Below are 22,173 nucleotides of genomic sequence, written 5' to 3'. Positions count from 1 at the left end.
ATGTAACGGTTTTTAAATTTTTAGTCAGTCAATACTTTTCAATAGTTTATCTTTTCAAAGAGAAATGTCCTTTAAGTTTCTTTCCTTCTTCTGTAATTAATTCAAACCAATAATCCGAGGAAGGCATCGGATTGTTATTATAATTACCATCCCAACCCATACTGTCACCTTTTAGACTCGTCATAATCTTGCCATATCTATCATATATCACAATCTTTACACTGGCACCGCCAGCAGAAGCTATAATATTCCAATAATCATTTATTCCATCACCATTAGGTGTGAAAAAATTTCGATACATCATTAAAAAAACCTTATCCCTGATTACAGAACAATTATCTTTATCCCTGATAAAAATTTGGTATTCTCCAGGCAGTAAATCTTTAAAAACAGGTATATCCTGATATGTTAAACCATCCATAGAATATTCATAATTACCAGATGCTAAAATTTCTATTTCATTTTTTTCGCTTTTCCAATCACTAGTTTTTATTGAAAAAGGAATATTCGCATTTTGACTTTCTGCTCTTAAATAAATAAAAAAAGAACCTACATCAAAACAGCTGCTCATAACTGAATTTTCAATTCTAAAAAAAATCTGATTATCACTTTTCTCAGCATAATATGGAAAAACTATTTCATTGATTTTATTGACAGCATCATCATAAGAATTGTAAAAACCAATGTTATATGTACCCTTTTGTCCATTTAGAATCTCTTGAGCTTTAGCATCAAAATCGTCCAATTTATAATTTGAATTCGGCGATTTACAAATAATAATATCTTTAGGATTAGAAAAAACAGCTCTAAAATTCAAATTAAATCCAAATTTAGATACCAGAAAACATCCAGTTAACACATTAGTTACTCTAAAATAAATAAAATTAGGATTACTATTAAAAGCATATATATCTGGTAACGAATTACTGTTATTTAAAGCATCCGATTCAGATTCATAAAAAGTCACTTTTAAATTAGACTGATTCCCTATAATATCGGGTTCAACAGCTTTAAGATTAAAATTTAAAGGGAATCTATCGCAGATTGAAATATCTTTTGGTATCGTAAAAACTGGAGTTTCATTTAAATCTAAATTGAAACTGGAAACTGAAAAACAGTCTGTTGACAGATTTGTTACTCTAAAAAAAATAGCTTTAGGATTACTATTAAAAACTGAGACATCTGGTAACGAATTACTGTTATTTAAAGCATCGGCATTAGACGCATAAAAAGTCACTTTTAAACCAGATTGATTCCCAATAATCTCAGATTCAACTGCTCTAAGATTGAAGCTCAAAGGAAATATACCACAAACTGAAATGTCTTTTGGTATTGTAAAAACCGGCAGCTGGTTTATAACTAAATTAAAACGCGAAACCACAAAACAGCCCGTTAATGGATTTGTTACTCTAAAATAAATAGAATTAGGATTACTGTTAAAAGCATATATGTCTGATAAAGAATTACTGTTATTTAAAACATCTGTATTAGACGCATAAAAAGTCACTTTTAAACCAGATTGATTTCCTATAATCTCAGATTCAACAGTCTTAAAATTAAAATTTAAAGGAAATCTATCGCAGATTGAAATATCCTTCGGTATTGTAAAAACTGGAGTTTCATTTAAAGCTAAATTAAAACTTGAAATTGAAAAACATCCAGTTAACACATTAGTTACTCTAAAATAAATAGAATTAGGATTACTATTAAAAGCATATATATCTGGTAACGAATTGCTGTTATTTAAAGCATCGGCATTAGATCCATAAAAAGCCACTTTTAAACCAGATTGATTCCCTATAATCTCAGATTCAACTGCTCTAAGATTGAAGCTCAAAGGAAATATACCACAAGCTGAAATATCTTTTGGTGTCGTAAAAACCGGCGGCTGGTTTATAGCCAAATTAAAACGTGAAACTACAAAACAGCCTGTTGATGGATTTGTTACTCTAAAATAAATAGAATTAGGATTACTATTAAAAACTGAGATATCTGGTAATGAATTGCTGTTATTTAAAGCATCGGCATTAGAACTATAAAAAGTCACTTTCAAATTAGACTGATTTCCTATAATCTCAGATTCAAGAGCCCTAAGATTAAAATTTAAAGGAAATATATCGCAGATTGAAATATCTTTTGGTATTGTAAAAACCGGAGATTCTTTTATGATTAAATCAAAACTAGAAACAGAAAAACAGCCTGTTGATGCATTTGTTACTCTGAAATATACTTTTGCATTTTTCCCGCTTATGGTATAAAGGCTCGGCAATGGATTACTGTTATTCTTTGCATCAATTTCTGATTTATGAAAACTGACTGTCACATTGGTTTGCGACCCAATAATCTCAGAAACAGTCTGATTAATATCAAAAAGAGATGCATTAGTATCAAATTCACAATGTTCAATGTTTTTTGGATTTGTATATGATGGCGAAAATCCTATTTTTATATCGACTGGTACAATTTGAGACTGCTGATTGACTGAGTTATTAATAACGGCATATACTGTTTGTCCGCCTGGAATTGTATTGTTCCAAGTGGACGGCAGTGCATTCACTTGATTTTGTGCATCAGCAGCTGTTTCATAGACTTTTACATCAAAAGCTACAGTTTCGTTTTTCCCTGCTGCTCCATACCATGCTCCACTCGAAAAATCATTATTTAAAATAACTTCATTATAGATAGAATCTGAATTGATTTTTATCCTAAATAACTGATTTGATGTAACACCATATAAACTGCCTAATTCACTGGCTAAACCGTATGTTTCATTTGGCAGATTCCCCAGAACTTTATGCGAAACATAATTCATATTATTATCAACAGTCACTTCATAAAGCTGACATTTTCCAATACTATAATTATTCCAAGCGATATACATTTTATCGCCATACATCACAAAATCACCGGCTGCACTGCCAAAAACAAAATCATGCCATAAATTTGCTTGATTATAGTTTCCATTATTGAGACGATATACACTTGAACTGGAGCCACCAAAATAAATATTAGACTGTCTATCGAATGACAGGGAATTAATATTACCTATTACATTAGAAGTATATATATTTACAACACTACAGTCTGTTTTATTTATTTTGTAAATATTAGATTGATAAGAAACATATGTATCTCCGTTTTGATTATAGGCAATATCAAATATTGGCACAATCGAATTAGAGCATACCTTTATTTTAGAAGGATTTGTTGTTAAATTAGTAACTAATTGTATTTCGCCTGAACTTGTGCCTATATAAATACCCGATTCTGCAATTATTTGAGACGAATTAGCATCTAATGCACGGTTTTTTAAGTCTTCCAGATTTATGGAAACAATTCCATCACTGTCTGTATCGCAAAATTGAAAAGGTGAGATTGCTGACTTTTTAGCAACATTAGCTATTTTACTAAAAGTTTTGGGATATATGCTATAATCCGCAGAAAGATCTTGACTAAAAACAAATAAAGGAAATAAACAAAATAGCAGGTAAATATGTTTCATAATTCTTTTAAACAATTGGGTAAATATAATAAAAGAAATAGTGTTAATTTAGATTTAATCACCATAAATAAACCTTCATTTCAAGTCTAAAAAAACCACTAACAAATCGAATTCATTAGTGGTTTTTATGTGTTTTAAAAATATATTTTACTCATTCAGCATTTTCCATAGCTTGTCTTTCAGCTCTGTTAATCCCTGCTGTGCAACCGATGAAATAAACAAATAAGGAATACCTTTGAATTCTTCGTCTAATTGTGTTTTCAATTCCGCTTTCAATTCATCATCCAGCATATCGATTTTTGAAATCACCAATAGGCGTTCTTTATCCAGCATTTCCGGATTGTATTTAGTCAGTTCATTTACCAAAACATCATACTCTTCCTTGATATTTGGCGTATCCACAGGAACTAAAAACAATAGAGTCGAATTACGCTCGATATGGCGCAGGAAATAATGACCAAGCCCTTTACCTTCGGCAGCACCTTCAATAATTCCCGGAATATCGGCAATTACAAACGATTGAAAATCCCTGTAAGCTACAATTCCAAGATTTGGTTTCAAAGTCGTAAATGGATAATCTGCAATTTTTGGTTTTGCTGAAGTCAATACAGACAATAGTGTTGATTTTCCAGCATTTGGAAAACCTACCAAACCAACATCTGCCAAAACTTTTAATTCCAAAATCACATCCATTTCCAAACCTGGCAAACCTGGCTGTGAATAACGAGGCGTCTGATTCGTTGAACTTCTAAAGTGCCAGTTTCCTAAACCTCCTTTTCCTCCTTTGGCAAGTATTTGTTTTTCACCATCCTCAGTAATCTCAAACAATGTTTCGCCTGTTTCTTTATCTTTCACGACAGTCCCTAATGGAACTTCGATATATTTATCATCTCCGTCAGCACCTGTACTTCTGTCTCCTCCTCCGTCACCTCCGTGACCTGCTTTGATATGACGGGCAAATTTTAAGTGAAATAAAGTCCAAAGATCCTTATTCCCTACCAAATAAACATGTCCGCCACGACCTCCATCACCTCCATCTGGACCTCCATATTGGATGAATTTTTCTCTATGCAAATGCGTAGACCCCTTTCCTCCTTTTCCGGAAGAAACATAAATTTTTACGTAATCTACAAAATTTCCCTCTGTCATTTTCTTTTGTTTAAAAGTTTAAATCTAAAGTTTAATCGTTTAATCGTTTAATCGTTTAATAGAAAATCTATCAACTTTAAACTTAAAACCTTAAACTATTTTTAAACTAAATTTAATCTTTTAAGGCTCTCACCATTACTTTATCGATCTTCACGCCATCCATATCGATAACTTCCAGCACAAATCTTTGCCAAATCAGCTTTTCGCCTTCTTTCGGAATATGTGATAACTCCGTCATTATTAAACCACTTAGAGTGGTCACTTCATAATCATTTATCAAATCATCCAGCTCGAAATAGGTAAGGAAATCGTGCAGTGAATAATGCCCGTCTACCATCCAGGTTCCGTCTTCTCTTTCAATTAACTGAAAATCGTCTTTATAGAAATCGGAAGCGTTTCCAACCAAAGCTTCCAGAATATCATTCAGCGTAATAATTCCTTGAAAAACTCCATATTCATCGGAAACCAATGCATAATGAATTCCTGTTTTTTTGAATTGTTCCAATGCCTTATAAGCCGTAGTCTGCTCCATCATAAATGGGGCATCAGTCATAATTTCTGCCAGATTAAAATTGTCATTATCAACATTAGCAAAAATGTTTTTCAAATTGACAACTCCAACGATATCATCGTGGTTTTCATTATAAACCGGGTAAACAGAATGCAGTTCTTTGATCATAAAACCTCTTACTTTGCTTTTATCAGCATGTAATGGCAGCATCATCACTGATTTTCTGTGAGTCATTAACGAATTTATTTTTCTATCTCCAATATGAAAAACACGCTCTACAATATCCTGCTCTATTTCCTGAACTTCTCCTCCTTCGGTACCCTCCTTGATAATTGCTTTTATCTCTTCCTCGGTTACTTTTCCGTCGGCGGTAGGTTTTATTTGCAAAATATCGAGTAAGAAATCAGTAGAAGTAGTTAACAGCCATATAAAAGGTGCTGTTATTATAGAAATTATTTTCATTGGCAAAGCCACTGCTTTGGCAATTCCTTCGGGATAGTTTAATCCAATTCTTTTAGGAAGTAATTCTCCTAATACCAATGAAAAAAAAGTCAATACAACAACAACAATCCCAACGGCAATTGAATGAGCATAAGGAATCAGTATCTGAAATCCTTTTACAAAAGCTTCAACATCGGCAGTAATTTTATCGCCGCTGTAAATCCCTGTCAGTATTCCAATAAGTGTAATTCCTATTTGTACTGTCGACAGAAATTTATTCGGTGAATTGGCCAAATCCAAAGCAGTCTGGGCATTTTTGTTTCCTTTTTTTGCTGCGGTTTCCAATCTGTTTTTTCGGGCCGAAATCAATGCAATTTCAGACATAGAGAAAACCCCATTTAAGAGTATTAGAAAAAATATTATAACTATTTCCAATGTTTAGATAATTCGTTTATACTTTGGATTTTATGCAATCCTTTTGTTATTCATTCTTATTTTAATAGCCCAGATGGAAGTGAAAAACTCATAGCTATAAAAAACTAATTTTTCCTGTTATACAAAGAGCAGATCCTCACCCCGACCCTCTCCAAAAGAGAGGGAGAAACAGGATGGTTCCTTCTTACTTCTCCTTTTATGACATAGAAAAATTAGTTTTTTATAGCTGTGACTTGTAACGTACAGCTGGAGAATGCTCCTATAAATTATCGATAACCGCTGTTAGTCTTTCAGTAATTTCCTGAATAGTTCCTATCCCGTTTACTGCATGAAACTTATTTTGATCCTTGTAATATCCTATCAGCGGAGCCGTTTTTTCATTATATTCCTGATAACGGTTTCTGATTTTTTCTTCGTCCTGATCATCAACTCTTCCGCTTGTTTTTCCTCTTTCCAGTAATCTGGCAACCAAAATATTGTCATCAGCTTCCAAAGCTACTGTAGCAGCAACGTTTGAACCAATTGTCGGTAAAAAAGCATCCAGTGCTTCAGCCTGTGCGATAGTTCTTGGATAACCGTCGAATAAAATTCCGTTGGAATCCAAGTGTTTGTTCACCTCATCAATAAGCATTTTTGTTGTTAATTCATCTGGAACCAAATCCCCGGCATCCATAAAAACTCTTGCTTCTTTACCAAGCGGTGTATCATTTTTCAGATTGTAACGAAAAACATCTCCGGTTGAAATATGTGTTAATTTGTATTTTTCTTTTAAAAATTCTGCCTGAGTTCCTTTTCCTGCTCCCGGCTTTCCAAATAAAATTATATTAATCATTCCTTTTTTATATGTGGTTTTTACTATTTTTAGTTTTTTGGTTATTCTTTTAACTGATACACTTCTGGCAGATTTCTGCCCAATCCATCGTAATCCAATCCAAAACCTACGATAAATTTATTTGGAATCCGGATTCCAATATAATCAATTTTCAGATCTTTTTTGAAAGCATCCGGTTTGAAAAAAAGTGTTGCTATTTTAAAATGTTTTACATTCTGGCTTTTGAACAATTTTTTCAGTTCCTCTAATGTATTTCCTGTGTCGATAATATCTTCTATAACAATTACGGTACGGCCTGTTAAGTCCTGATTCAGTCCAATTAACTGCTTAACGGAATCGGTAGAGGATGTCCCCTCATAAGAAGCTAACTTGATAAAAGAAACTTCGCACGGTTTTTTGTATAATTTTAAAAAATCGGAAACTACCATAAAAGAACCATTCAGTACTCCAATAAAAATCGGCGTTTCATCAAAAAAATCGTCTTCTATCTGTGCTGCCATTTTTTCGATAGCAAAGTTTATCTCTTTGGCAGAAATAAACGGAACAAATTGTTTATCGTGTAGTTGTATCACAGTTTTATATTTTAAAATATTTGGCAAAGATAGGGATTTCACTTTTGACAATTGTCAATTGATTTGTACTTTTAAATCAAAAACAGAAATGATGGTCAGCGAATTCCAGAAAAATTTAGATTATATAACAGGACATAGAGAAAACCGACAAAAATATGCTGATGAAGTACTGCATAATCAAGAACTTTTCCCTGAATTAATTCGGCTGTGTTTTCAGGTTTCAAATAAAAATTCGGCCAAAGCCTGCTGGATTTTGGAATTTGTCTGTTACCAAAAACTGGAATGGATTGAAAATCATCTGGATTATTTTTGTTCCAATATCAAAAACCTGAAAGATGAAAGTGCCATTCGCCCCGTTGCCAAAATCTGTCAACTGCTGGTTCATTCTCATTATAAAAAAAGTGAAATACAGCTTTCCGAAAAACATCTGGAAGCAATCATCGAAAGTTCTTTTGACTGGCTGATTAACGATACTAAAGTAGCATCCAAAGCTTATTCAATGAGAACTTTATACCTATTAGGACAGCATTATGACTGGATTCATCCCGAATTGAAAACTATTGCCACAAAAGATTTTCCAAATCACAGTGCCGCTTATAAAGCCGTTGCCAAAGAAGTTTTGAAGAAAATAAAATAGCATTTTCCTATTCGATTAGGAAAAAGTATCTTTGCAGTTGCTGGCAATGTGCTGAGCAGACAAAGTAAATACAATCACAATGAACTATTTTTCTTCTGATTTTAAATTAGGAATCTTAGGAGGCGGGCAGCTTGGCAAAATGCTGCTGTCTGACACACGAAAATTTGATATCCAAACTTACGTTTTAGACCCAAGTGACGAAGCTCCTAGTAAAATTGCCTGTAACCATTTTGTAAAAGGCGATTTGATGGATTTTGAAACTGTTTACAATTTTGGAAAACAAGTAGATGTTTTGACCTTTGAAATTGAGCTGGTAAATCTTGAGGCACTGGAAAAACTGGAAAATGAAGGCAAAAAAGTATATCCTTCTCCAAAAACGCTAAAACTCATACAAAATAAAGGAATCCAAAAGGATTTTTATATCAAAAATAATATCCCGACAGCTCCTTACAAGCGTTATTCTACTCTAAAAAACTTAGTAGTTGATTTAGTAGAAGCAAATATTCAGCTTCCTTTTGTATGGAAATGTACTGAATTTGGATATGACGGAAACGGCGTAAAAATCATTCGGCAGACAGCTGATTTAGAAAATTTACCCAATGTAGAATGCATTGCTGAAACAATGGTGCCTTTCAAAAATGAATTGGCTGTAATTGTCTGCCAGAGTCCTTCCGGCGAAATCAAAACCTACCCAGTTGTGGAAATGGAATTTCATCCAGAAGCCAATCAGGTAGAATATGTAATCTGCCCTGCCAGAATTGATAATAAAGTTGCCGAAAAAGCAAGAGCGATTGCATTGAATGTTTCGCAGCAATTTAATCATGTTGGCCTTTTGGCAGTTGAAATGTTCCAAACCAAAGATGATGAAATTCTGGTAAACGAAGTAGCACCGCGTCCGCACAACTCAGGACATTACTCAATCGAGGCTAGCTATACTTCGCAGTTTGAAAATCATCTGCGTGCTATTCTTGATTTACCTCTTGGAAACACAGACAGTAAAGCTGCCGGAATTATGGTAAACTTAGTCGGTGCCGAAGGCTTTTCTGGCGACGTAATTTACGAAAACATCGAAACTATTTTGGGCTGGAACGGCGTTACCCCGCACATTTACGGCAAAAAACAAACCCGCCCTTTCCGAAAAATGGGACACGTAACCATTGTCAATGAAGATATGGCCGAAGCAAGACGAATTGCGGCCGATGTTAAGAATACTATAAAAGTGGTCAGCATTCAGTAATCAGTTTGCAGTTGTTAATCAATGTCAAATTAGATAAATTTGTAAAAAACAATACATGAAAATTTCAAAATTACATATTGATACTTTTAGACATTTAGAGAATCTAGATTTTGATTTTACGTATCCTTTGGATTATAAAGACAAAGAAAAAGCAGGGAAACCTTTAAACAAAATTTGTTTTATTGGGCAAAGTGCAACTGGAAAAACTAGTCTATTGGAGTTATTAGATATTAAAACGCATAATAACTCTTATATAGATTATCCTGAAGAATTCAAACATCACTCATCGTTAGAAAAGTTAAAATCTTCTTTATGTGTGTTTTTCAATGACAATACTGAAGAGTTCTGTATTCAGAATCAGGAAATATTAATAAACTATTTCGTTGACAAAAAATTAAAAACTAACGATTTAACCAAGAAAGTTTTTTTTCCATCAGAGTTAAATATAAATAAAATAATTAATTTTCTTCAACCTGAAGAATTAAAAAATTCAAATTTTAAAGACAAAGATTTTCTTTTAAAAAATTACAATCAATTTAAACTTAGCGAAAACAATTATAAAGAAATTTACAGATTTTTACTAAATGATTTTATCAATTATCGTGAAGAACTCCTAAAGAAAAGCTCTGACTTCTTCAGCTATTCAAATATTAATGACATCATTGATGATTTAAACAAATGGAGAAAAGAAAATCCAAATCCTAATGAAGAATTTGCAATAAAATTTAATGAGGTTTTAAAAAAATTAAATCTAGAAGTTGATGTCAACAATCCATCATCTTTCCTAAATATTAAACATTATAAAAGTGATGTCTTTATACCAATACTTTCACTAAGTACAGGAACAAAACTTTTAATATCGTTACTTTTACCATTGTATAAATTTGACACCAAAGATTCCATCATTTTAATTGACGAACCCGAGCGTTCATTGTATCCTGATATGCAGATGGATTTAATGGATTATTATCAAAATCTAGCTTCTGAAGCTCAGTTTATAGTTGCTACACATTCCCCTTTTATCGCTGCTTCCTTTGAACCCGAAGAACGTTTCATTTTATATTTTGATGAAGAAGGAAAAGTAGCCGTACGCAGAGGAAGTTCTCCAATTGGCGATGATCCGAATGATATGCTAAAAAATGATTTTGGAGTAAATTATTACAATAAGCACGGTGAAGAAGCATATCAAAAATATATCAAACTTAAACAGGACGTTGCTAATGAGACTGATCCTAAAAGAAAAAAAGAATTACTATTAGAAACTGTTAAACTGGGAGACATTTATAATTTCTAATATGAGGAGAGTTCTTAAAAACCATGATTCAGAAGTAATTAAAAATAATTTAAATTATATAGAAGGCAATTCAAACAATAATTTAAAAATTTCGAAAGTTTTATATAAAGAGCAAAAGGGATTTTGTTCATATACAGAAGAGTATTTAGGAAGAGCTGATGCACGGGACATTGAGCATTTTAATCCAAATCTAAAAGGAACTATTGACGATTCTTATTCAAATTGGTTTTTGGTAAAACACCAATGGAATATAGAGAAAGCTTCTAAATGGGAAAATTTACAGCCTGTTTTAAACCCAGCAGCAATTGATTTTGAAGATAGAATCGTTTATGACAGCGGCGATTATCGTGTTTCAGATTTAAATGATAACGAAGCAATTAATTTAATTAAGTTATTAAAGCTTGATGATATCATTTTAGCTGATGAAAGAAAAAAATACATACAAAGAAAAACTAAAGAATTATCAGTATATGGTGTTTCTGCTGAAGATTTCTTTAAAATCTTAATTGAAGACGATATAAAACAAATATCCTATTTAAGAGCCATCCAAGAAGAATTTAATATTGACATTTGGAATATGATTCCAGAACTAAAATAAATAAAAAAACAAATGAGCAAAGTAGCTGTAATAATGGGAAGCATTTCGGATATGCCGGTAATGCAGGATGCCATAGATATTTTAAAAAGTTTTAATATAGAAACCGAAGTCGACATCGTTTCGGCACACAGAACACCCGAAAAACTGTTTGATTTCAGTATGAACGCACACAATCGCGGAATTTCGACAATTATTGCCGGAGCTGGAGGCGCAGCGCATTTACCTGGAATGGTTGCTTCGATGTCACCGCTTCCTGTAATTGGAGTTCCTGTAAAGTCTAGCAATTCTATTGATGGCTGGGACAGTGTTTTATCTATTTTACAAATGCCTGGCGGTGTACCAGTAGCAACTGTTGCTTTAAACGGAGCAAAAAATGCCGGAATCCTTGCTGCACAAATTATAGGAAGTGCCGATAAAACTGTTTTAGACAAAATCATCGCCTACAAAGAAGGACTAAAAAAAGCCGTTTATCAATCTTCGGAAAACTTGAATAAATAAAAAAAAGCTCCTAAAATACGGAGCTTTTTTTTGATATTGCAAAATTCTAAACTCGGGGAAATTTAGCATTTTCAATACTTTTTTCTTTTAGGTTAGGGACAAAAAGAGTTTGTTTTTTTGACAGTATTAATTCTATTAAAGAAATTAATTATTCGACAAAAATACACAAAATATCGATTAAATACATTTTACTTTTAAATTTTAATGAAGTTTATTTTTTTTTCAATTTCAGACAAAAAAATAACCTCCTAATATTTGGAACAAAACAGATCTTATAATTATGAATATACTACTCAATAAATTTGACACCAGGCTAGATACAGCGCCATTTTCACAAATAAAAAACGAAGATTATCTTCCTGCATTTCAGGAAGCAATTGATATGGCAAAAGCCGAAATTGATGCAATAATTAACAATGCAGAAAACCCAACTTTTCAAAACACTATTGAAGCTTTGTCATTTAGCGGCGATACTTTGGATCGGATTTCAAATATCTTTTTCAACTTAAATTCGGCAGAAACGAGTGACGAAATGCAAAAAATTGCCCAGGAAGTTTCGCCGCTATTATCTGAATTTGGAAATGATATCCGCTTGAATACTGCTTTATTTGCCAAAGTAAAAACAGTTTACGATCAAAGAGAATCTTTGAATTTAAATCCAGAACAAACAACACTTCTGGACAAACAATACAAAAGCTTTTCCAGAAACGGAGCTAATCTGCCGGAAGAAAAGAAAAATCAGTTAAGGGAAATCGACAAAGAATTGTCCAAATTGAGTTTACAGTTTGGCGAAAATGCTTTGGCCGAAACCAATGCTTTCGAATTACATCTTACTGACGAAAATGATTTAGCCGGCTTACCAGAAGGAACTATCGAAGCGGCTCGTTCATTGGCGAAGGCCCAAGAAAAAGAAGGCTGGATTTTCACTCTGGATCACCCTAGTTACCTGCCTTTTGTGACGTATGCAGATAACCGCGAACTGCGTAAAAAAATAGCTCTTGCTTTCGGAGCAAGATGTTTTCAGAACAACGAATTCGACAATCAGGAAATCGTTTTAAAAATTGCTAAACTGCGCTTTGAAAGAGCTAATCTTTTAGGATACAAAACCCATGCCGATTTTGTTCTAGAAGAACGCATGGCCGAAAGTCCAGAAAAAGTAAAATCTTTTTTAAATGATTTATTGGCCAAAGCAAAACCAGCAGCCAAAAGAGAATTTGAACAGTTATCGGCTTTCGCCAAAGAACTGGACGGTATCGAACAGCTCGAAAAATGGGACGGAGCATACTATTCGGAAAAACTGAAACAGCAGTTATTTAATTTAGATGACGAGAAACTGAAACCTTATTTCCAATTGGAAAAAGTGCTGAACGGCGCTTTTACGATTGCAGGAAAACTGTTTGGCTTGACTTTTACTGAAATTTTTGACATCGACAAGTATCACGAAGAAGTTACTGCCTATGAAGTAAAAGACAAAAACAATGAATTGGTTGCACTTTTCTACGCTGATTTCTTTCCAAGAAAAGGAAAACGAAACGGTGCTTGGATGACTTCTTTCAAATCACAATACATCAAAGACGGCGTAAACGAAAGGCCGCATATTTCCAATGTCTGCAACTTTACAAAACCAACAGAGACTAAGCCGTCGTTATTAACTTTCAATGAAGTGACAACTCTATTCCATGAATTTGGCCACGGATTACACGGAATGTTAGCGAATACAACGTATCCTAATTTATCAGGAACATCGGTTTATTGGGACTTTGTGGAACTGCCAAGCCAAATTATGGAAAACTGGTGTTATGAACCAGAAGCTTTGGCTCTGTTTGCACACCATTATGAAACCGGGGAAGTTATTCCACAGGAATATGTAGAAAAAATCAAGGAGAGTGCTAGTTTCCAGGAAGGAATGGCAACGATGCGCCAACTGAGTTTTGGATTACTGGATATGGGCTGGCACGGGCAAGATCCAACGAATATTAATGATGTAAAAACTTTTGAAACGGAGCAATTTTCTTCCACTCAATTGTATCCTGATGTAAAGGAAAATGCAATCAGCACAGCCTTTTCACATATTTTCCAAGGAGGTTATTCATCGGGTTATTACAGTTACAAATGGGCCGAAGTTCTTGATGCCGATGCATTCGAATATTTTCAGGAGAAAGGAATTTTCAACAAAGAAGTGGCTGATAAATTCAAAGAAAATGTCCTTTCAAAAGGCGGAACCGAACATCCAATGGTATTGTACAAACGCTTTAGAGGACAGGAACCAAAACCAGATGCTTTGCTGAAAAGAGCGGGGCTTTTATAGATTTCCAGATTATTAGACTTCTTAGACATTTATAAAAACCGAGGCAGAAACGCTTCGGTTTTTGTTTATTAAAACAAAAAAGATTACCCGAATTAGGTAATCTTTTTAAATTAGTCAGTAAAAATTGTCTTAAACCGCTTGCTCTTTTAAGGCATTTACTGCTTTAACCGGTACATTTTCAACAGTGTGTCTCCAGTATGAGAAACCGCCAACTCCATTCCATGCATTATCGATAGCTAAATGAGCATTGAACTCAGCCAAGAAAGAACCAATTGCCGGAGGAGGAACTGAATGCACATACTGCCCTTGCAGACTAACTAATTGTGTATATTTTCCTAATCCTGCTGCATATATTTTTCCTTTTACCTGAACAACAATGTGGCTGTCAGGACCGCTTACTGCCTGAGTAATTATTACTGTACCTGTTACGGTATGCTGTGATGGTACCACCACTAAACTAAATGTTGCGATTGGAGCACCTGGTGTTCCAACATTTCCAATTGTCCCTTTTGCTAAATAAGCACCTGCTAATAAATCTGCCATGATTTCTAAATATTATTTTTATCTTACTCGTTAGGCTTTTCAGAACCGCCTCGTTTTTTTAAGTGGGATCTGCTCCACTTTTTTAATTGTATTTTTAATTAAATCAATAAACGGTGTTATAAATCAGAAAATAAAGCACCTTATATACATTTGATAATCAATAACAAACAAATAAAATCCTTCTCTTTTTATTTTCTACATCAAAACTATACTAGACTTATAGAATTAATTAAAAAAATGCTGCAGAACAAAAAATTTCAGTTATGAAAGAAACAAAATCTAGCATAAGATAATTACTACTTTACTTTTGGAATGATTTTTTTAAAACAAACTTTCAATTATTTTTGAAAGTTTAAAAACTTTTGTTTACATTTGTTCCAACAAAGGGAAATAAATCCAAAAATGGAATTCAAAGAGGCAAAAAATAAGTTTGTACAAACCTGGGGAGCATTAGGTTCTCAATGGGGAATTAATAAAACCATGGCGCAGATTCATGCTTTATTAATGGTCTCAAACGAAGCGGTTTCTATGGAAGACATCATGGAAGAATTACAAATTTCACGCGGTAACGCCAGCATGAACCTAAGAGCATTAATGGACTGGGGAATTGTCTACAAAGAATACAAAGCGGGTGAACGCAGAGAGTTTTTTACTGCTGAAAAGGATTTAGATGAATTGGCTTCCAAAATTTCGAGAGAAAGAAGCAGGAGAGAAATCAAACCTGCGCTTAAAATCCTAAAAGAGGTTTCGACAATTGAAGCAAAAGATTCAGCCGAAGAAAAACACTTCGTTGACCAAACTTCCAAATTGTATGATTTTGTTTTAAAAGCAGATAATGTCTTAGACAAAATGACCGAATTCAACGAAAACTGGTTAGGTAAATTGGTTTTAAAAATTATGAAATAGCCAACACTAAATATTTGATAATTAGATTAAATTTCTACTGGCTATTCAATGAGACAAATAAAAAACAATAAAAACGAATTAAATAGCAGTAAAAAAATTTACCACTAAGTTTCATTTTTTTCTGAAAGTTTAAAAATTTAAAAATAAATAATTATGAATTTCAACATTATCGGGTATTTAATTTACCTCAGCATTACGATTTTCATTATTCTGAAAGTTGGAAAAATATGTTACAAAAACGGAAATATTTACGTGGCTGAATTAATCCCAAATCATGCTGAAATCTGTCAAAAAATCAATCAGGTTTTACTTTTAGGATATTATCTTTTAAATATTGGTTACTGTGCCATGACCCTAATTTCCTGGCAAAAAATAACTTCTTCACCCCAATTGATAGAAACCATCGGCACCAAAACCGCAGTCATCATTTTTATTATTTCGGTACTGCATTACACAAACATTTTAATATTAACCAAATACATTCACAAATTAATTAAATAACACTTAAATACTTATTATCATGGAAACTACAAAAATCTTAATCGGTTACGCTGTCTATTTACCAATCGCTTTATTCCTTACCTATTATGTTTCTAAAACCCTTTTCAAAAACGGAAAAATATTTATGCTGGACATTTTCAAAGGCAGAGAAGAAATTGCGCAGGCAACAAACAGACTTTTTGAAACTGGATTTTATCTGCTTAATTTAGGCTTTGCCTTAATGATTTTACAGTTGAGCATTTACGACAACAGCTATCAGTCACTTATCGAAGCCCTGAGTTATAAAATTGGCGGATTTTCTATCTATCTTGGAATAATGCTGTTCCTTAACTTATACTTTTTCTTCAGAGGAAAAAGAAAATCCAAAGAAGCTCAGCAAGAAGAAAGATTGGTTTTTAAAGCTTAATTTATTCAACAAACCTAACTGGTTTTTGAAACCTGTTAGGTTTATTCCACAAAAAACAAAACAACAATGACAAAACTTATTATAGCTGCAGGAACCGGATTTTTAGGTCAGATTTTGACAAAGCATTTCAAAAATAAATTTGATGAAATTGTAATTCTGACCAGAGGCAAGTCAGAAACTGCTGACGGAATTAAATTCGTCAACTGGAATGCCAAAACATTTACAGGCTGGGAAAGCGAGTTGGAAAACACAACAGTTTTAATTAATCTTGCCGGAAAATCGGTTGACTGCCGTTATACCAAAGAAAATAAAAAACAGATTTTATTGTCGAGAATTGAAAGCACAAAGATCTTAAATAAAGCTGTTTTGAATTGCAAAAATCCACCAAAACATTGGCTGAATTCATCGACTTCAACAATTTATCGTTTTTCATTAGATAAACAAATGGATGAAACCGATGGCGAAATCGGAAATGACTTTTCGATAAATGTTGCGCTTTCCTGGGAAAAAGCATTTTTTAAAACTGAAACTCCAAAAACTCTTAAAACAGCTTTGCGGACTTCAATAGTTTTGGGAAAAAACGGCGGGGCTCTTGTTCCTCTGAAAACGCTGGCAAAATTTGGTTTTGGCGGAAAACAGGGAAAAGGAAATCAGTTTGTAAGCTGGATTCACGAAGAAGATTTTGCAAATGCAATAGATTTTATTATTCAAAAAGAAATCATTGACGTTATCAATATTGTTTCTCCCGAGCCAATTCGCAATGCCGATTTTATGCAAAAACTGCGAAAAGCAGTTGGTTTTCCTTTTGGAATTCCAATGAATACATTTCTTCTTGAAATTGGATCTTTCTTTATTCGAACAGAAGCAGAATTAATATTAAAAAGCAGAAATGTAATTCCGAAACGGCTTTTGGAAAATGGGTTCCAATATAAGTTTGAAAATATAAATAACGCTTTTCAAAATTTATTAAGCAAATGACAACCATCCACCTCACAACCAAAATAAAAGCACCCAAAAATATCGTTTTTGATGCTTCCCGAAATATCGACATTCACCAGCTATCGGCAAGTTCTTCCAAAGAAAAAGCAATTGCCGGAGTTACATCGGGTTTGATTAATTTGAACGAAACGATGACTTGGCGAGGCAGGCATTTCGGATTTTACTTAACCCATAAAAGCCGGATTCCCGTAATGAATCTTTATGATTATTTTGTGGATGAAATGGAAGAAGGAAATTTCAAATCATTCAAACATCGACATTATTTTGAAGAAATAAACGGAGTTACCATAATGACAGATAAACTGCAGTATGAAACTCCGTTTGGTGTTTTTGGTAAACTATTTGATTTTTTATTTTTGAAAAGGCATTTAAGGACTTTTAATATATACAGGAATCAGGTTTTGAAAAGTTTGTGTGAGAAATAATAATAATAATAATAATAATAATAATAACCCGTTGGGTGTAATTAAATTATTTGATTTTTAATATTGTTTATAGGTCTATCAAAAATGAATTTATTGATAGACTGAACCAATGTTAATGCTGTTATTTTTGCTAAAATTCTTGTTTTAAAACCTTCAAAAGTTTTAGCGTAATTGTTTCTAATTCTGAACTGGTCGCATAGTTGAGAAAATAATGTTTCAATTCTTTTTCTTGATTTTCTAAAGATATAAGGTTTTGGTTTATAGTCTTTTTGATTTTTCCTTTTTGGTGTTACTAATTTAATATTTACCGTTTGAAACAAATCCAATTGAATGCTTTGAGACAAGTAACCTCTATCGACAAGCAAAATACAATCAGACATTTGATGTTTTATGTTCTTTAAAAAATGAACATCGTGAACTTCTGCTTTTGTAATATCCAATGAATGGAAAATTCCATTTATAGAACAAACCCCGTGCAATTTATATCCGTAAAACCAGTTGTTTTGAAAAGCACAAAACCCTTTTGAAGGAGCAGTTTCAAACTCGTTTTACGACACTATCCTAAAAAGTGTGTAAGTTTAAAAATATAGGGGTTTGTGCAAACCCTAATATCTTTTTTACTTACACACTTTATGAGATAGTACCTAATTTTTATAATTTAATTGTTGTTCCTACTCATAAGGCTTTTCAGAATTCGCCCCTGCAATTAACCTTTACAGGAAGATTCGTTTATTTAGGGTCTGCTGAAAAACTAACTTAACGCAAATTAGTGTCAATTTTTACCCAAAATCCTCAACTTTAGTAGTTTTTGAAAGGTTTTAATTCATTTATAGCCTTTAAAATGGAGCTTTAAAAATATAAATTGCAAAAATTGAATTATATTAGGTGCAAGGTTTGAGGATGATTGTGCAAAAACCTTGCACCTAATAATAAAATTCAACTTCTCAACTACTGCTTTTTATGAGGTTTTGAGTTTTTCAGCAGACCCTAATTATAATTTACCGTATAGCTAAACAAAATTAATTGTTATTAACACTTAAAAAAGGATCAAAAGTATAATTTGTACCATCAATACTAACTACTACTGAGTATTGAATATTTCCTGCTGGCAAATTTGGAGCTAAAAGTCCCTGCCATGATCCATCAGCATTCATTGTAGGAATCAAGGCTTTACTGCTTATCATTTGTCCAGTAAAACTATTAATACTTACATCGGAATCAGGATCAACTGGAGCAATTGACCATACAATAGTATCTGATTTTTGACTTGTACTTGTGCAAACTGTATATAATTCTGCTTGACCTTCGTTTCCTGAACCGACATGTTTATTAGTATCTACCAAATAAACATTATTTTGAAGATTCCCTGATGTTGCTGCTCCTAAAGCATCAACTACTATTAAAACATTAATTTTACTCATTTTTTTAGTTTTTAGTTTCCCCTACTCATAAGGCTTTTCAGGATTCGCCTCGTTTTTATAGTGGTTTCTGAACTCCACTTTTTTCATTTATTTTCTCATTAATGTATTTCAACAAGTCATTTTAAAAATACTGATAGCACAGCCGGGTATATACTTTTGAATCATTAAGTTGGAAAAAATTAAAAATAAATCTAGCTAGCTTTTTATTTCTTTAGTAAAACTAATACAACTCCACTTTTTTAATTATAAAAATGGAACAAGCAAAGCCTTCTTATCCACGAAAGTGTCAAAAATTAGCACAAAAAAAGACTTAAAAAACAGTAACTGTCTTTTAAGTCTTTCTTTACAAATCTGAACCAATAAATTTAAGATTTTACATGGATCAAAAAATAGCTCTCCATTAAAATCGTTTTTGAAGTATATTATCTTAGAGTACGGACTCTCTTTAAAATATCTTTATATTTCTCGCTGAGAGTTACCTTGTGTCCCCCAATCAAAAAAATAAGATTGTCTATAGGAATAATTTCTGTTATTTTTTGAATGTTTACAATATAATTTCTATGTGTTCTATAAAAAAGTTTTGCATCAAGCAACTCTAGTATTTTAGTTAATGAAATTAGAATTAAAAACTTTTCTTTTTCAGTAACTATATTGCAATATTTTTCTTCTACCTCAATATAAATAATATCCTGCAGATGCACTTTTTTGAGTGATTTCCCTTTTTTAATGAATAAAAATTCTTCACTAATAACGGTATTTTCTTCATCACTCAGAAAAACATCTTTTTGTCCATAAAATTTTTCGACGGCAAGTTCAAGAGCGAATAAAAGTTCTAGCTCATTAAATGGTTTCATCAGATAACTGAACGGCTTGGTAAGTTTTGCTCTTTCAAAAATATGCATGTCAGTAGAACTTGTTAAAAAAACCAAAGGTTTTGGAGCATTGGGCAATACATTTATGGTTTCGGCAAATGCAATACCTTCTGGAGAACCATTTAGAAAAATATCTACAATAGCGATATCTATTTTGTTGCTGCAAAAAAGAGCTAAAGCATCTTTATGATTTGCAGCTACACCAACTACATTATAGTTATTGGCTTCAAGTACTTTAATAAGGGCATCACTTTCTGATGGAGTATCTTCAACAATCAGCAGGTTAATTTTGTTCATGAGGCGGCGTTTTAAGCAAAGATACAATGAATTTTGTTCCTTTTCCTAACTCGCTTTTTATATCTAATTTTCCGTTATTTTTTTTAATCATTGACTTACACAACTGTAAGCCTAGACCTGTACCTATGCTCTTTTCATTTTCTTTTTTAGATAACAATGTACTGTCTTTAAGAATACTTGCTATAGTATCGCCACTCATGCCAATACCATTGTCTTCAATAATTAAATCGCAATAAGTATCACTATCGTTTTGAGTATAAATTTTTATAAATCCATTTTCATTTGAAAATTTAATAGCATTGTCAAAAAAATTTCGCAGCAGTAATTTTAGCGATTCCTGATCGGCAAGAACGAAATCTTTTTTGGAGATTGTATTTTCAAAAAGAATATTTTTCTCTGCCATCAAAGGCTGATAATTGTATGCCACTTGCTCTACTATAAAAAATAAACGCAAAGAAGTGATTTCAAAATAAGCTTGTTTTGTTTGCAATAATGCCCAGTGCAAAAGGTTATCTAATAAATTGTAAGTACTGTTTGCAATACCACTATTTTGATGCAATATGGTATCAATTTCTTCCAGATCTTTTGTGGCTACTTTTTCTAATAACTTGGCATTACTGGTTTTCATAGCATGTACCGAGGAACGCAAATCATGACTTACAATAGAAAACAACTTGTCTTTTGTGGCATTCAACTCATCTAGGGTTTCTTTTTGTTTTGAAATCACTTGATTTTGCTTCGCTTTTTGACGGTAAAAATATACAGCCATTAGGAACAAAATACTGACCAAGGTTATAGATACTATTAAACCTAACTGTTGTGTTTTTTGTACTCTATTTTCAGTTTTGAGTAAATTAACTTCATTTTGTTTTTGCTTAACGGCAAATTTCTTTTCTGTTTGTGCTATTTCCCATACTTTATTTTGATTGTTCAAAGAATCTTTCCATTGGTCATATTCTTCTCTGTACGCTAATGCTTTTGCAAAATTATTGCGGTTTTTTTCGATAACAGCCATATTGAGTGCTGTTCTTCTTTTTAAATCGAAATTTTTGATTTTTTTTGATAAAGCATATGCTTTCTCAAAATAGGGAATGGCAAGATTGTCTTTATATTGTACATAATATAAATTAGCAACATCTCCATAAGACCCAATAAGCATTAAAGAATCTTTTTGCTGCTCTTGCAGTTTTATGCTTTCAAGCAGATAAAACTCAGCTTTTTCAAATACATTAAGATGCAAATAGCATATTCCTAAGTTATGCTTTACATTACTTTTTTTTATTCCTAGAAGTTTACTATCGTTTACATGTTCAATTTCTTTGAAATACTTAATCGCTTTTTGAAACTGCTTTTGTTCAAGAGCAATTTCAGCCAATTTCATTCTGGCATTATAATAAAAAGCAAATTCTTTAGAAACGTTGATTAATTCTTTTTGGCCTTCATTAAATATCTTCTTTTCTTCAAAGCTAAACCCTCTAAATAAATGACAATAATTCTGGATTTCTCGATTTTGTGAAGACTGACTTAATTGCTTCATGGCATATACTAGTGTAGAATCCCAATTTTGCTCTAAAAAAAAAACTTGCGCTTTCTTAAAATCAGGGTCTTTAATGTAGTGACCACTTCTGTTTTTAATTTCTTGTTCAAAAATCGTAGTACTATTACTATGCTGAGAAAAAATAAATAGTGAATTGGTAAAAAAAACAAACAAAAAGACTACTTTATATAAATCTTTCATAAGCGAATTTTATTCGCAATTTAGTTAAAATTTAACAATAAAAAAAGCAGA

Annotated in this window: 20 protein-coding genes and 1 pseudogene; 11 read left to right on the top strand and 10 right to left on the bottom strand. The window is 32.6% G+C overall.

Annotated elements, in window-relative coordinates:
- Positions 1-46: 46 nt before the first annotated feature.
- The 5 genes from OZP07_RS03660 to hpt all read right to left on the bottom strand — a co-directional run bounded on the left by OZP07_RS03660 (position 47) and on the right by hpt (position 7,442).
- Positions 47-3,502 carry a T9SS type B sorting domain-containing protein gene (locus OZP07_RS03660; RefSeq protein WP_281637333.1) on the bottom strand — a complete coding sequence of 1,152 codons (3,456 nt, stop codon included), beginning with the start codon at positions 3,500-3,502 and terminating at the stop codon, positions 47-49.
- 147 nt (positions 3,503-3,649) lie between these two features.
- Positions 3,650-4,651 carry a GTPase ObgE gene (gene obgE / locus OZP07_RS03655; protein ID WP_194639849.1) on the bottom strand — a complete coding sequence of 334 codons (1,002 nt, stop codon included), beginning with the start codon at positions 4,649-4,651 and terminating at the stop codon, positions 3,650-3,652.
- A gap of 112 nt (positions 4,652-4,763) precedes the next feature.
- Positions 4,764-5,987, bottom strand: a complete 1,224-nt coding sequence (locus tag OZP07_RS03650; protein WP_281637332.1) for a hemolysin family protein — start codon at positions 5,985-5,987, stop codon at positions 4,764-4,766.
- Between the two features lie 310 nt (positions 5,988-6,297).
- Positions 6,298-6,870 (bottom strand): adenylate kinase, encoded by a 573-nt coding sequence (locus OZP07_RS03645; RefSeq protein WP_194639845.1) that lies wholly within the window; start codon positions 6,868-6,870, stop codon positions 6,298-6,300.
- Positions 6,871-6,911: 41 nt separating this feature from the next.
- Positions 6,912-7,442 (bottom strand): hypoxanthine phosphoribosyltransferase, encoded by a 531-nt coding sequence (hpt, locus tag OZP07_RS03640; protein WP_194639843.1) that lies wholly within the window; start codon positions 7,440-7,442, stop codon positions 6,912-6,914.
- A gap of 88 nt (positions 7,443-7,530) precedes the next feature.
- Between hpt and OZP07_RS03635 the strand changes: the two genes are divergently transcribed.
- The 6 genes from OZP07_RS03635 (at position 7,531) to OZP07_RS03610 (ending at position 14,014) form a co-directional block, all read left to right on the top strand.
- Complete coding sequence (locus OZP07_RS03635; RefSeq protein ID WP_281637331.1) at positions 7,531-8,079, top strand: HEAT-like fold family protein; 549 nt, start codon at positions 7,531-7,533, stop codon at positions 8,077-8,079.
- A 79-nt stretch (positions 8,080-8,158) separates the two neighbouring features.
- A complete protein-coding gene (locus OZP07_RS03630; protein ID WP_281637330.1) occupies positions 8,159-9,316 on the top strand; it encodes a 5-(carboxyamino)imidazole ribonucleotide synthase in 1,158 nt (385 codons plus the stop codon).
- 55 nt (positions 9,317-9,371) lie between these two features.
- Positions 9,372-10,610 carry an ATP-binding protein gene (locus OZP07_RS03625; RefSeq protein ID WP_281637329.1) on the top strand — a complete coding sequence of 413 codons (1,239 nt, stop codon included), beginning with the start codon at positions 9,372-9,374 and terminating at the stop codon, positions 10,608-10,610.
- Position 10,611: 1 nt separating this feature from the next.
- Complete coding sequence (locus OZP07_RS03620) at positions 10,612-11,208, top strand: HNH endonuclease domain-containing protein (protein ID WP_281637328.1); 597 nt, start codon at positions 10,612-10,614, stop codon at positions 11,206-11,208.
- Between the two features lie 12 nt (positions 11,209-11,220).
- Complete coding sequence (gene purE / locus OZP07_RS03615) at positions 11,221-11,706, top strand: 5-(carboxyamino)imidazole ribonucleotide mutase (RefSeq protein ID WP_281637327.1); 486 nt, start codon at positions 11,221-11,223, stop codon at positions 11,704-11,706.
- Positions 11,707-11,986: 280 nt separating this feature from the next.
- The gene (locus OZP07_RS03610) at positions 11,987-14,014 is read left to right on the top strand and encodes a M3 family metallopeptidase (RefSeq protein WP_281637326.1); all 2,028 of its coding nucleotides are present in this window, start codon (positions 11,987-11,989) and stop codon (positions 14,012-14,014) included.
- Between the two features lie 129 nt (positions 14,015-14,143).
- On the opposite strand, the gene OZP07_RS03605 is transcribed toward OZP07_RS03610, so the two are convergent.
- Positions 14,144-14,557, bottom strand: coding sequence for a DUF1842 domain-containing protein (locus OZP07_RS03605; RefSeq protein ID WP_281637325.1), 414 nt, complete (start codon positions 14,555-14,557; stop codon positions 14,144-14,146).
- Positions 14,558-14,959: 402 nt separating this feature from the next.
- Here OZP07_RS03605 and OZP07_RS03600 point away from each other — a divergent pair, with 402 nt between their 5' ends.
- The 5 genes from OZP07_RS03600 to OZP07_RS03580 all read left to right on the top strand — a co-directional run bounded on the left by OZP07_RS03600 (position 14,960) and on the right by OZP07_RS03580 (position 17,794).
- On the top strand, positions 14,960-15,463 hold the full coding sequence (locus OZP07_RS03600) for a GbsR/MarR family transcriptional regulator (RefSeq protein WP_281637324.1): 504 nt from the start codon (positions 14,960-14,962) through the stop codon (positions 15,461-15,463).
- Positions 15,464-15,616: 153 nt separating this feature from the next.
- On the top strand, positions 15,617-15,964 hold the full coding sequence (locus OZP07_RS03595; protein WP_281637323.1) for a hypothetical protein: 348 nt from the start codon (positions 15,617-15,619) through the stop codon (positions 15,962-15,964).
- A 19-nt stretch (positions 15,965-15,983) separates the two neighbouring features.
- On the top strand, positions 15,984-16,370 hold the full coding sequence (locus tag OZP07_RS03590) for a hypothetical protein (protein ID WP_281637322.1): 387 nt from the start codon (positions 15,984-15,986) through the stop codon (positions 16,368-16,370).
- Between the two features lie 66 nt (positions 16,371-16,436).
- Positions 16,437-17,348 carry a TIGR01777 family oxidoreductase gene (locus OZP07_RS03585; RefSeq protein ID WP_281637321.1) on the top strand — a complete coding sequence of 304 codons (912 nt, stop codon included), beginning with the start codon at positions 16,437-16,439 and terminating at the stop codon, positions 17,346-17,348.
- The gene (locus tag OZP07_RS03580; RefSeq protein ID WP_281637320.1) at positions 17,345-17,794 is read left to right on the top strand and encodes an SRPBCC family protein; all 450 of its coding nucleotides are present in this window, start codon (positions 17,345-17,347) and stop codon (positions 17,792-17,794) included. The genes OZP07_RS03585 and OZP07_RS03580 overlap by 4 nt, the downstream gene beginning before the upstream one ends.
- Before the next feature lie 41 nt (positions 17,795-17,835).
- Here the strand turns inward: OZP07_RS03580 and OZP07_RS03575 are convergent.
- From OZP07_RS03575 to OZP07_RS03560, 4 genes and pseudogenes are all read right to left on the bottom strand, one after another.
- A pseudogene (locus OZP07_RS03575) lies at positions 17,836-18,330 on the bottom strand (IS982 family transposase); the annotation flags it as partial.
- 483 nt (positions 18,331-18,813) lie between these two features.
- Complete coding sequence (gene makC / locus OZP07_RS03570) at positions 18,814-19,215, bottom strand: alpha-pore-forming tripartite toxin MakABE regulator (RefSeq protein WP_281637319.1); 402 nt, start codon at positions 19,213-19,215, stop codon at positions 18,814-18,816.
- 422 nt (positions 19,216-19,637) lie between these two features.
- Positions 19,638-20,384, bottom strand: a complete 747-nt coding sequence (locus OZP07_RS03565) for a LytR/AlgR family response regulator transcription factor (protein ID WP_194639825.1) — start codon at positions 20,382-20,384, stop codon at positions 19,638-19,640.
- Complete coding sequence (locus tag OZP07_RS03560) at positions 20,371-22,122, bottom strand: tetratricopeptide repeat-containing sensor histidine kinase (RefSeq protein WP_281637318.1); 1,752 nt, start codon at positions 22,120-22,122, stop codon at positions 20,371-20,373. Before OZP07_RS03560 ends, OZP07_RS03565 begins: the two co-directional genes overlap by 14 nt.
- Positions 22,123-22,173: the final 51 nt, after the last annotated feature.

The sequence above is a fragment of the Flavobacterium marginilacus genome (assembly GCF_026870155.1).
GTDB lineage: Bacteria > Bacteroidota > Bacteroidia > Flavobacteriales > Flavobacteriaceae > Flavobacterium > Flavobacterium marginilacus.
The sequence above is the reverse complement of the archived record's forward strand: the minus strand, read 5'-3'. Positions and strand labels throughout refer to the sequence as shown.